12 protein-coding genes are annotated in these 11988 nt (G+C 51.3%); 9 read left to right on the top strand and 3 right to left on the bottom strand.

The window, feature by feature from the left end:
• The first annotated feature begins 174 nt into the window (after positions 1-174).
• From AB7E14_RS12550 to AB7E14_RS12535, 4 genes are all read left to right on the top strand, one after another.
• Positions 175-741 carry a fimbrial protein gene (locus AB7E14_RS12550; protein ID WP_316962563.1) on the top strand — a complete coding sequence of 189 codons (567 nt, stop codon included), beginning with the start codon at positions 175-177 and terminating at the stop codon, positions 739-741.
• 71 nt (positions 742-812) lie between these two features.
• Positions 813-1505, top strand: coding sequence for a fimbrial biogenesis chaperone (locus AB7E14_RS12545; RefSeq protein ID WP_058587531.1), 693 nt, complete (start codon positions 813-815; stop codon positions 1503-1505).
• An 83-nt stretch (positions 1506-1588) separates the two neighbouring features.
• Positions 1589-4075: a fimbria/pilus outer membrane usher protein gene (locus AB7E14_RS12540; RefSeq protein WP_428169566.1), complete on the top strand. Its 2487-nt coding sequence runs from the start codon at positions 1589-1591 to the stop codon at positions 4073-4075.
• The gene (locus AB7E14_RS12535) at positions 4072-5163 is read left to right on the top strand and encodes a fimbrial protein (RefSeq protein ID WP_230633005.1); all 1092 of its coding nucleotides are present in this window, start codon (positions 4072-4074) and stop codon (positions 5161-5163) included. Before AB7E14_RS12540 ends, AB7E14_RS12535 begins: the two co-directional genes overlap by 4 nt.
• 4 nt (positions 5164-5167) lie before the next feature.
• Here AB7E14_RS12535 and rsmI read toward each other — a convergent pair whose 3' ends face one another.
• The gene (rsmI, locus tag AB7E14_RS12530; protein ID WP_044327325.1) at positions 5168-6028 is read right to left on the bottom strand and encodes a 16S rRNA (cytidine(1402)-2'-O)-methyltransferase; all 861 of its coding nucleotides are present in this window, start codon (positions 6026-6028) and stop codon (positions 5168-5170) included.
• Between the two features lie 64 nt (positions 6029-6092).
• On the opposite strand from rsmI, the gene AB7E14_RS12525 reads away from it, so the two are divergent.
• The 4 genes from AB7E14_RS12525 (at position 6093) to dolP (ending at position 9841) form a co-directional block, all read left to right on the top strand.
• Complete coding sequence (locus AB7E14_RS12525; RefSeq protein ID WP_316962564.1) at positions 6093-8147, top strand: penicillin-binding protein activator; 2055 nt, start codon at positions 6093-6095, stop codon at positions 8145-8147.
• Positions 8105-8500: a YraN family protein gene (locus AB7E14_RS12520; RefSeq protein ID WP_316962565.1), complete on the top strand. Its 396-nt coding sequence runs from the start codon at positions 8105-8107 to the stop codon at positions 8498-8500. Before AB7E14_RS12525 ends, AB7E14_RS12520 begins: the two co-directional genes overlap by 43 nt.
• Positions 8501-8665: 165 nt before the next feature.
• Positions 8666-9256: a DnaA initiator-associating protein DiaA gene (diaA, locus tag AB7E14_RS12515; RefSeq protein WP_023246631.1), complete on the top strand. Its 591-nt coding sequence runs from the start codon at positions 8666-8668 to the stop codon at positions 9254-9256.
• 9 nt (positions 9257-9265) lie between these two features.
• Positions 9266-9841: a division/outer membrane stress-associated lipid-binding lipoprotein gene (gene dolP, locus AB7E14_RS12510; protein ID WP_042998268.1), complete on the top strand. Its 576-nt coding sequence runs from the start codon at positions 9266-9268 to the stop codon at positions 9839-9841.
• Between the two features lie 96 nt (positions 9842-9937).
• Here the strand turns inward: dolP and AB7E14_RS12505 are convergent, their stop codons facing one another.
• Together AB7E14_RS12505 and AB7E14_RS12500 are read right to left on the bottom strand one after the other, a co-directional pair.
• Positions 9938-10975: a permease gene (locus tag AB7E14_RS12505; RefSeq protein ID WP_316962566.1), complete on the bottom strand. Its 1038-nt coding sequence runs from the start codon at positions 10973-10975 to the stop codon at positions 9938-9940.
• 69 nt (positions 10976-11044) lie between these two features.
• A complete protein-coding gene (locus tag AB7E14_RS12500; protein WP_316962567.1) occupies positions 11045-11686 on the bottom strand; it encodes an NAD(P)H-binding protein in 642 nt (213 codons plus the stop codon).
• 101 nt (positions 11687-11787) lie between these two features.
• Between AB7E14_RS12500 and AB7E14_RS12495 the strand changes: the two genes are divergently transcribed.
• Positions 11788-11988, top strand: a 201-nt coding sequence (locus tag AB7E14_RS12495; RefSeq protein ID WP_428169565.1) for a DJ-1/PfpI family protein, incomplete at its 3' end; no start/stop codon positions are given.

The raw sequence follows: 11988 nt of genomic DNA, 5'->3' as shown, positions 1-11988 counted from the left end.
AACATACTGCTAATAAACGCTCATCTAAACAATCAGAAAATAAAATATAAATATAATCCGAAAATTAGCCACCCTTAATCTTCCCCCCTTTCTACGCGGTATAATCTTTAGAGTAGTTTCTTATCCATTCAATATTCATATTATGTATTTTACATGATAGATGAGGAAGTTTTGATGAAGATTATAAACAAAACCGCTATTGCGAGTTTATTAACATTTGCCGCTTGTCATGCCTGGGCTACAGATGGAACGATCGAATTTACAGGACAAATACTAACCAGCACATGCGAATTTGCTGGGGGTGAAGTTGTGGAAATCGAGCTTGGACATTATGCCGCAGGCCAGTTCAAGTCGATAGGCGATAAAACCCCCAGTATTCCTGTCGCTATACCACTGAAAAATTGTCCAATTGCTCCCTGGAAGCATGTCGATGGCACCACCGATGCTTCTTTTCAGATTTGGTTAGAAACGCTTAACGGCGGAACGGTCGGTACGGATAATAACTTAGTAGCCGTCACCGGAATGGACACGGCCGCAACGGGTGTAGGTATTCGTATCGACACCAATGACGGCACGCAAATGTTTCTGAACAAACTCAACGATCCGAAGGTATCTTTCCCTATCACAGGGGCAACCATGAATCTCAATTTAGTCGCTTATTACGTCTCCACTGTTGACGCACAAGATATAACCGCTGGTGAAGCAAATGCTTCTGTTGATGTCACGCTTGACTATCGTTGATTATTCATCATGTCTCTTTATCCTTTTTTAAGGATAAAGAGACATCATCAAGACTTTTCGGGTAGTAAATCATGTTCAGAACAGCAAACTTCGCTCTCTTAATATTACTTATAAGCGTAATGAGCCCCTCGTATGCTGGCGGCATTGTGCTGGAAAGAACACGAGTCATCTATGACGCCAGCAAAAAAGAGGCAGCACTGCCGCTTGCCAACCGCAGCGAAGAAATGCCTTATCTGCTTCAGTCATGGGTAGAAAATGTGGGTAATGGATCGCGCGGTCCCTTTGTTATCACCCCACCGCTTTTTCGTCTTGATGCTGGAGAGGACTCAACACTACGCATTATAAAGTCGGATGGTCTGGTTCCAGAAGAACAAGAGTCTCTGTATTTTATTAATGTAAGAGCGATTCCGGCTCAAAAAAAGACGGAAATCGTCAATGCCAACGCATTGACTCTGGTGTTTAAAACCCGCATCAAAATGTTTTACCGCCCAAAAGGTCTTAAAGGCAGAGCCAGTGATGCTGTTAAAAAACTGGAGTTCAGTATTACGGATAATAAACTCACCATTTACAATCCTTCATCCTATTATGTCGTTTTCGCTGGACTGTCGTTTGGTAAAACCGACTTAACCGATAAAATCGAATACATCGCCCCCCTGGAAAAAAAATCGCTGTCATTAACGTCTACAGAAGGACGGACAGTAAAGTGGGCAGCTATTAATGATTATGGTGGCAGTTCTCCAACAGAAACTCGCTCGCTACTGTAAATATTATTAGGTTACGTCATAAGGGCTCCATGAACCATCAACGGAATATATATTTGAAGGAATCAAATAATATACCTACAGCAATGAATCGTCTTCATTGCTGTATAAAATATATATTACCGCTGACTATTGCATGCGGGAATATTTCTGGCAGCAATGTCTTAGCCAGTGAGTATTTTTTTGATCCATCCTTACTGGAAACCAGTAAAAGTGGGCAAACACCAGTAGACCTTTCCCTTTTCTCTCACGAAAATGCACAGCAGCCAGGAACATACTCCGTTGATGTTTTCATTAATAACATAAAAATTAAACAGCAAACAATCGTTTTTGTTACGTCAAACAATAAACAGTTACAGCCACAATTCACAGTGGGTCAACTACGAGAATTAGGCTTTAAAATCGATGAATATTCGATTTTTACAGATACTGAGAATAGCACGCAGGTAGACGACCTGGCTAAAGCCATCCCCGGTTGCGTGGCGGTATTTGATTTTAACCATAGCAAACTCAAATTGGCTGTACCGCAAATCGCACTTTATCGAGATGCCAGAGATTATGTCGATCCTTCACGCTGGGACAGTGGCGTTCCCGTTGTTTTTAGTAATTACAATTTTACGGGTTCGGAGAGCCATTACGGAAATGGTGAGCGCAGCCAACGCCAGTATATGAATCTGCAAAATGGCGCTAACGTCGGCCCATGGCGGGTACGTAATTATTCTACATGGTCACATAATGATGATTATACCCAGTGGGACAGCATCAATAGTTGGTTGCAAAGGGACATCAAGGTCCTGAAAGCTCAATTCATCGTTGGTGAAAATGCAACAGAAGGCATCCTCTTTCCGGGCTATCAATTTACAGGCGCTCGTCTTTACTCCGACGATAGCATGTTACCGAACAGCCAGAGAGGATTTGCGCCCACGATCCGTGGCATTGCCAACTCGAATGCCATTGTTACTGTACGTCAAAACGGCTATATCATTTACCAGAGCAATGTTCCCGCAGGCGCATTTGAAATCAATGATCTTTATCCCTCATCGTCCAGTGGTGATTTGGACGTGAGTATTGAAGAGGCCGATGGTTCAGTACGCCATTTTATCCAGCCATTTTCTTCTCTCCCGGTAATGCAAAGACCTGGACACCTGAAATATAGCCTGACCGCCGGACGTTTTCGCGCATCACAATCCTCTGATAGCAACGAACCTGATTTCGTCGAAACTACCGGAATCTATGGGGTAAGTAATGCTATCACACTCTATGGTAGCCTGTTGGCGTCTAAAAATTACCACGCAGCCTCGTTTGGCATAGGAAGTACTCTCGGCGAGTTAGGGTCGATATCGATGGATGTGGGCCGGGCCGATACGCAACTTGATAATGGCAGCAGCTATGAGGGCAATGTCTGGCGCGTCCAGTACGTCAAGGATTTGCCCGAAACAGGAACCAACCTGTCGCTGGGCTATTATCGTTATAGCAACGGCGGTTATTACAATTTTTCCGATGCTAATATGCGAGACATTGATGACAACTATCGTCAAAAAAGCGAATCCCAGTTCAGCATCAGCCAAACGTTGATAGAGGATGTAAGTCTTTATGCCTCGGGTTCGCAACGCGATTACTGGGGCGATCAGCAGAAAGAGAATAATTACTCTGTTGGGCTGAATGGCAACGTTTATGGGGTTAGCTATAACCTGAATGGTCAATTCACCGACTCCGCGGATCGCGACAGCGAGCGTTCTGTGTCGTTCACCCTGAGCATACCGTTGGATCGCTGGCTTCAGCATGCCCATGCGACCTGGCGTACCACCACGGAGAAAAATAGAGCCACACAGCATGAATTAGGCATTAACGGCTCTCTGCTGGATGACAACCGCCTGAGCTATAGCGTTAAGCAGCGCCAAAGTGAAGATAACGACAATAACGGCAGTAGCCTTTCGGGAAACTATCGCTCCGCATTTGGCTCGCTCAGCGGCAGTTACGATTACAGTGCTGACAGCCGTCAACTGGGGTATGGGCTTTCCGGCGGTATCGTGGCCCATCCGCACGGCGTAACGTTGTCGCAACCTCTGGGAAATACCTTTGCGCTCATCAATGCCAACGGTGCCACCGGTATTCGGGTTAAAAACTATCCCGGTATCGCAACGGACTATTTTGGTAACGCGGTCATCCCGTTTTTAACGCCTTACCAGGAAAACCGTATTTCTCTGGATACGACCATGATGCCGGATGACGTTGACATCACTGAAACAGCCAAAGTCGTTGTCCCTGGACAAGGGGCCGCTGTGATCGCCCACTTTGATGCCCAAACGGGTCGCAGGGTTCTACTGACACTATCGGATGCTAAAGGTAATCCCATCCCCTTTGGCTCTATAGCAAGCAATAAGACACAGCCAGTACAAAGCATTGTTGATGAAGGCGGCGTGCTGTATCTCACCGGTGTGAGCGACAAGCCTCAGACATGGTCCATTCGCTGGGGTAGCGACACCAGCCAGCAATGCCAATTCACCTATAGCCTGCCAGAAAATCGGCAGAACACCTCCTCAATTTTACAAGACACAGCACGCTGCCAATGAAAATTAATCCGATGCGAAAATATGCGTTGATCATTATCCTGGTACTGCACGTCCAGGCATTTATTTCATCTGCACAGGCGGGGACCGGGCTTTGTGAAGCTGCCGGTCATTTTACCACCGATGCCACAGCGGACTGGACGAAAGAGCAGAATGTCTCCGGTGTCACCTGGCCCATTCCAAATCCGCCTACGGGGGGGAGTTATCAAATTAGCTGTGATTGTACAACTGGCACAAAAGTGAATCTCTTTTACTTTCTAACTAATGCGATAACCGCAACCGGGCAGCTGAGCGGTTATTATCATTTGAATGATAGCCTGGATATTAAAACTGAAATCAGCAATATTCCTGGATCAACAGGACCCGTACTCGTCCCAAGCAAAATTGGATCTCCAATTAAAGACAGCTCTGGATCCTACAGCACAGATTCGAACAGGGGGGTCTGCAAGGACGATCCTCCAGAAAAAAGATTGCCTAATGTCTCTATAGGCGCGGACACCACTTTCACGCTGTATGTCAGTAAACCTTTTTTGGGTGAGCTTATTATTCCGGATACCACCATTGCTTACCTACAGGCAGCATGGAGTAGTTCCTCAACCTACCCAAAGACATTCAAAAATATTGCAGAGCTGCATATCCAGGGAAGAATAACCGTCCCTCAAAGCTGCAAAATCAATCAGGGGGATGTTATACAAGTTAATCTTGGCGTCATCAGTGCGGCATATTTCACCACCAAGGATGCAATGCCGGAACACTACACGCCCGTCAACTTTGACATCGTCTATGATTGCGGAGATATGTCTGATATTAAAAACAGCCTGTATATGGAGATTGAAGCGAGCGATTTAGCGAGCCAGTATGTGCTAATCGCTCGACGCCGGGAAACGGATAATGTTCCGGATGTAGGTATTCGCCTGGTTGATATCACAAATACCAATGTGAATGTTCCATTTAACCCGGGTTCAATCCTGATCGACAGTTCCGGACATGGTGTCACCCATATGGAAGCCTATCCCGTTAATTTAACCGGGGGCGTTCTTTCCCCTGGATATTTCAAAGGCACCGCCACGATTACCGTTATCGTGAAGTAGCCGGTTATCCCTGCTGCTCCAGCGCGTACTTATACAGCGCGTTCTTCTTCACGCCGTGGATTTCTGCCGTCAGCGCTGCCGCTTTTTTTAGCGGCAGCTCGGTCTGTAAGAGTGCGAGAGTGCGCAAAGCATCGGCAGGCAGGTCATCTTCCTGCGCCTTGTGCCCCTCCACAATCAGTACCATCTCGCCTTTGCGCCGGTTCTCATCTTCTTTCACCCACGCCAGCAGTTCACCTACCGGTGCGCCGTGGATCGTCTCCCAGGTTTTGGTCAGCTCGCGCGCCAGCACCACATAACGGGATTCGCCCCACACTGCGACCATATCTTCCAGACTGTCTAACAGGCGATGGGTGGATTCATAGAAAATCAGCGTGCGCGGTTCGGTTTCAATAGCTTTCAACGCGTCACGGCGTCCCTTTGATTTCGCTGGTAAAAAACCTTCATAGCAGAAGCGGTCGGACGGCAACCCCGCCGCGCTTAACGCGGCAATCGCCGCACAGGGACCCGGCAACGGCACCACACGGATGCCTTGCTCACGACAGGTACGCACCAGGTGATAACCCGGATCGTTGATCAGCGGCGTCCCGGCATCAGAAACCAGCGCGATGTTTTGCCCCTCTTTCAATTTCGCTACCAGCGTTTCTGCTTTTTGCTGTTCGTTATGATCGTGCAGGGCGAACAGTCGGGCATTAATCGCGAAATGCTGCAATAATAATCCGGTATGACGAGTATCTTCCGCGGCAATTAAATCAACGGCTTGTAACACTTCGAGCGCACGCTGGGTAATATCAGACAAATTCCCGATTGGAGTAGGTACAATAAAGAGTTGGCCGCGAGAATTCTCCGCCGATTCGTGTTGTGTCATTGTGTCGTCCGTATTGCCGATTTAATATTGAGCATTGCGTATAAAAAATATCACTGGATACAGTATGGTACCCTTAACATTCTCTCGTTTAAAAGCCGCGCGCTGTCTGCCCATCGTTCTGGCAGCCCTGATTTTCGTCGGCTGTGGCACCCAGGCGCCCGATCAGAGCACTGCCCATATGCAGGGCACAGCGCAAGCTGATTCCGGCTTTTATCTGCAACAGATGCAGCAAAGCGCAAATGATAGCAAGACCAACTGGCAATTACTCGCCATTCGTGCACTGCTGAAAGAAGGCAAAAGCCAGCAGGCTATCGAACTGTTTAATCAGTTGCCGCAGGATCTGAATGATTCCCAGCGCCGGGAACAGTCGCTGTTAGCCGCTGAAATCAAACTGGCACAGAAAGATTTTACCGGCGCGCAGTCGCTGCTGGAAAAGCTTACCCCGTCTGATTTCGAGCAAAATCAACAGGCTCGTTACTGGCAGGCGCAGATTGACGCCAGCCAGGGACGTCCGTCACTCTCACTGCTGCGCGCCCTGATTGCTCAGGAACCGCTGCTTGGCGAGAAGGATAAGCAGAAAAACATCGACGCCACCTGGCAGGCGCTGTCGTCAATGACGCCGGAGCAGGCCCAGGCTCTGGTGATCAACGCCGATGAAAACGTATTGCAGGGCTGGCTGGATCTGCAACGCGTCTGGTTTGATAACCGCAGCGATCCAGACATGATGAAAGCAGGTATTGCCGACTGGCAAAAACGCTATCCGCAGAATCCAGGCGCAAAAATGCTGCCAACCCAACTGGTTAACGTACAGAGCTTTAAGCCCGCGTCCACCAGCAAAATCGCCCTGTTGCTGCCGCTAAATGGTCAGGCTGCGGTGTTTGGTCGCACCATTCAACAAGGCTTTGAAGCCGCCAAAAATCTCGGTACGCAACCGGTCGATACGCAGCCCACCGCGCAACCGACTCCGGTTGCGGCCACAACGCCAGCAGACCCGCAGCCGCAGCTGACAGATGGCGTCGCCAGCCCTTCTCAGGCGTCAGTGAGTGATTTGACCGACGAACAGCAGGCCGATCAGCCTGCTCCGGTCAGCGCGCCGCAGGCTACGTCGGCGCAGCCAGCCACCGCAAGCGCGGCGGCAAATCCTTCCGCAGAACTGAAAATTTATGATACCAGCGCCCAACCGCTCGATCAGATCCTGGCGCAGGTTCAGCAGGATGGCGCGAGCATCGTGGTCGGTCCGCTGCTGAAAAACAATGTCGACGAACTGGTCAAAAGCAACACCCCGCTGAACGTACTGGCGCTTAACCAGCCGGAATCGGTACAGAGTCGGGCAAACATCTGTTACTTCGCTCTCTCACCGGAAGATGAAGCGCGTGATGCCGCGCGCCATATTCATGAACAGGGTAAACAGTCGCCGCTGCTACTGATCCCGCGTAGCGCGCTTGGCGATCGTGTTGCTAACGCCTTTGCCCAGGAGTGGCAAAAACTGGGAGGCGGTACGGTGCTGCAGCAGAAATTTGGCTCAACGGCGGAACTGCGTATGGGCGTTAACGGCGGTTCCGGCATTGCCTTAACCGGTAGCCCTGTTGCCGCGAGCACGCCGTCTCAACCTGGCGTCACTATTGGCAATTTAACCATCCCGGCCCCACCAACGGATGCGCAAATCAGCGGTAACGGAGGTCGCGTGGACGCCGTCTATATTCTGGCAACCCCGAATGAGATAGCCTTCATCAAGCCGATGATCGCCATGCGCAACGGTAGCCAGAGCGGTGCAACGCTTTACGCCAGCTCACGCAGCGCGCAAGGGAATGCCGGCCCAGACTTCCGTCTGGAAATGGATGGCCTGCAGTACAGCGAGATCCCAATGCTGGCAGGCGCGAACCCGTCGCTGATGCAGCAGGCACTCGGTGCCGTGCATAACGACTATTCGCTGGCGCGCATGTATGCAATGGGCGTCGATGCCTGGTCGCTGGCCAACCATTTCTCCCAGATGCGTCAGGTGCAGGGTTTTGAAATTAATGGGAATACCGGCGCGCTGACCGCCAGTCAGGACTGTGTGATTAACAGGAAGTTATCATGGCTCCAGTACCAGCAAGGGCAGATCGTCCCCGCCAGTTAACGAGCAAGCAGACTGGTGACGCGTGGGAAACCACCGCGCGTCGCTGGCTTGAGCGCAAGGGACTGCATTTTATCGCCGCCAACGTGCGTGAACGCGGCGGCGAAATTGATCTGATTATGCGTGATGGCAAGACAACCGTCTTTATTGAGGTCCGCTACCGACGCTCTGCGGCATTCGGTGGCGCCGCTGCCAGTGTGACGCACAGCAAGCAATGCAAAGTATTACAGGCCGCCCGTTTGTGGCTCGCGCGCCACAATGGGAGTTTTGATACTGTGGATTGCCGGTTCGATGTGTTAGCCTTCACCGGAAATGACGTTGAGTGGTTGAGAAATGCCTTTACCGACTGCTCATAATTGAAGATTCAGAGCAGACCCATTGGGCATATATTGTTGCAGCCAGTCTGGACACGGACAGCGCGGAACCACCGGCGCGTACATGTTGTACGTGAGGAGGGGGAGTACCGCCCAGGTCCAAATGGCAAATAAAATAGCCTGATGGATTAGCTCTTAAGGATTAGCGTGTTAGACAGAATCAAAGTCTGCTTTACCGAAAGCATTCAAACGCAAATTGCCGCGGCAGAAGCCCTCCCGGATGCTATCTCTCGTGCCGCCATGACGCTGGTTCATTCACTGCTCAATGGCAACAAAATTCTCTGTTGTGGTAATGGGACATCCGCTGCCAACGCACAGCATTTTGCTGCCAGCATGATTAACCGTTTTGAAACAGAACGTCCTAGTTTACCTGCGATTGCACTAAATACGGATAATGTGGTCTTAACAGCGATTGCCAACGACCGTCTGCATGACGAAGTGTATGCAAAACAGGTTCGGGCGTTGGGTCATGCGGGTGATGTCTTACTGGCCATCTCGACGCGCGGTAACAGCCGCGATATCGTGAAGGCCGTGGAAGCAGCGGTCACGCGAGACATGACGATTGTGGCATTGACCGGATATGACGGGGGTGAACTGGCTGGACTGTTAGGGCCACAGGATGTTGAGATCCGCATCCCTTCGCATCACAGCGCACGCATTCAGGAAATGCATATGCTGACGGTAAACTGCCTGTGCGATCTGATCGATAACACGCTTTTCCCCCACCAGGATGATTAAGGAGTACACATGAAGGCTTTATCGCCAATCGCAGTCCTTATTTCTGCTCTGCTGTTGCAAGGTTGTGTGGCCGCCGCTGTTGTCGGAACCGCCGCCGTTGGTACCAAAGCAGCAACAGATCCACGTAGCGTAGGCACTCAGGTGGACGATGGAACCCTGGAACTGCGCGTCAACAGTGCGCTGTCGAAAGATGCACAGATCAAGAAAGAAACGCGAATTAACGTGACGGCTTATCAAGGTAAAGTGTTGCTGGTCGGCCAGTCGCCGAATAGCGAGCTCTCCTCACGCGCCAAACAGATTGCCATGGGCGTCGATGGTACCACCGAAGTCTATAACGAGATCCGTCAGGGTGAGCCGATTGGTATGGGCACCGCCTCAAACGACACTTGGATCACCACCAAAGTACGCTCTCAGTTACTGACCAGCGACCAGGTTAAATCTTCCAACGTGAAGGTGACAACCGAAAACGGTGAAGTGTTCCTGTTAGGCCTGGTGACCGAACGTGAAGCCAAAGCCGCGGCGGATATCGCCAGCCGGGTCAGCGGCGTGAAGCGCGTCACCACGGCGTTTACGTTTATCAAGTAAGTCGTTGTGTGCCGGATGACAGCGTAAGCGCCTTATCCGGCCTACAGAATGTACGACCGTAGGCCGGGCAAACGAAGCGCCCCCGGCATTCCTGTTTTATATCAACGCAATACTTCCCACCATCACACCCGAAATCGCCACCAGCGCACCGGTCAGCCACAGCGCTTTTGTCGGAAACGCTTTACGGAGCATGATCAGCGACGGCAGGCTGACGGCGGGTAATGTCATCAGCAGTGCCAGCGCAGGCGCAGTTCCCATTCCTGCCAGCATCATGGTCTGCACAATCGGGATTTCTGCGGCAGTTGGGATCACAAACAGACAACCGGCTACCGCCAGCGCAATCACCCACAGCAGGCTGTTATCAATAGCGCCATCGGCATGAGGGAACAGCCAGACGCGCGCCGCACCCAGTACCAACACTGCCAGAATATAGACCGGGATGGTGCTCCAGAACAGCATCCATAGCGCTTTACCCCAGCGAACAAAGAACCCGCCCTGCTCGTCCGACTGCGTGATTTCCACCGGCAATTCAGTCTGTGGAGGCTCTTTCACCCATTTTTGTACCAGCGTCGCCACTACCAGCACCATCGCCAGTCCAGCGACCAGACGGATCGCCGCGAAATGCCAGCCGAGGACAAAGCCCATAAACACCAGCGTCGCCGGGTTTAACAACGGGTTCCCCATCCAGAATGCCAGCGCACCGCCCATCGAAACCTGCTGGCGGCGCATCCCCGCCGCCACCGGTGCAGCACAACAGGTACACATCATGCCGGGCAGAGAGAAAAGCGTACCGAACAGCGTGCCGCGAAAACGTGCCTGTCCAAGCGTGCGTAACAGCCAGTCACGCGGGATCAGAACCTGAATCAGCGAACCGAGGATCACCCCCAATACCGCTGCCTTCCAGACCGCAATGAAATAGACCATCGCATAGTCCCAGGCTGCCTGCCAGGGGTTCGCATCGGCCTGTGCCAGAATAGATTTTCCGATACTGTGTGTTTCTGCGGCAGTGAAGGCTTTACCGTAGTAAGGCTGCCATTTCACATACCAGAGACCAACAATGACGACGAGAAAGAAAAGAGCGGGTTTCCACCATTGAAACGGTGTTGCCGCCTGAGACGAAGACTGACCAGCCATAGCATTCCCCAGGGAGTGTTAGATAATTTTGCCGGTGAATACTACGCCTTTGGGAAATGTTTGGAAATGCTATATTGACGCCGCCTTTTCCCGCAGTTGAGACGTTGTCAGGATTGTTACCCCGTCATGTTCAGGTGCCAGCGCTTCTGCCAGCATCGCGCGCGCTACGTCCCGCGCCTCAATCGATTTCCAGTTGCCCGGCAGCAACCGGAACAACGGTGCAAACAGGGTTTCGTTCATCCGCTGCTTTGACCGATCGCCGAGCAGCATCGACGGACGCGCAATCGTCAGCGTTGGCCAATCTTGCGCAATCAGCACCTCCTCCATTTCCCCTTTTACGCGGTTATAGAAAAACGGCGAATGGGCATTGGCCCCCATCGAACTCACCACCAGCATATGCTGCGCCCCCAGGCGGAGACCGGTCAACGCGGTGTCGACCACCAGCGTATAGTCGGCATGGATAAACGCCTCTTTACTGCCCGCTTCACGGCGGGTCGTGCCCAGGCAGCAAAAAACAATATCGACAGGATCGGTGACCTGCGCCAGCGCATCGGTCAGTTGCGGATCGTGGGGATTATAGACGCCAGGCATATCCGCCAGCGGACGTCGCGTTGGCGCGGCAATGGAATGGATCTTCGGTTCATTAAGCAACATCCGCAATAAATGTCCGCCAACCAACCCGGTCGCCCCGGTAATCAGTACTTGACTCATCCTCACTCCTTTCCAGAATTGTCCGCCTTGCACCCTCAGCCCTATCGACCAGGCTTAGTAGTTCACAAGGTAATTATCCATCATCAGGGAAAAATTGCCTTATCCAATGCAGATCCAGCGGAGGAAGCATGAGTAAGAAGATTGCCGTTTTAATCACTGACGAGTTTGAGGACTCAGAATTCACCTCACCCGCAGCAGAGTTTCGTCAGGCCGGGCATGAGGTTATTACGATTGAAAAACAGGCAGGTAAAACCGTAAAAGGGAAAAAAGGCGAAGCCAGCGTCACGATTGATAAAGCGATT

Origin of the sequence: Citrobacter sp. (genome assembly GCF_050252275.1) — a bacterium.
Taxonomy (GTDB): domain Bacteria; phylum Pseudomonadota; class Gammaproteobacteria; order Enterobacterales; family Enterobacteriaceae; genus Citrobacter_A; species Citrobacter_A amalonaticus.
This window is presented reverse-complemented; position numbering and strand designations above follow the sequence as displayed.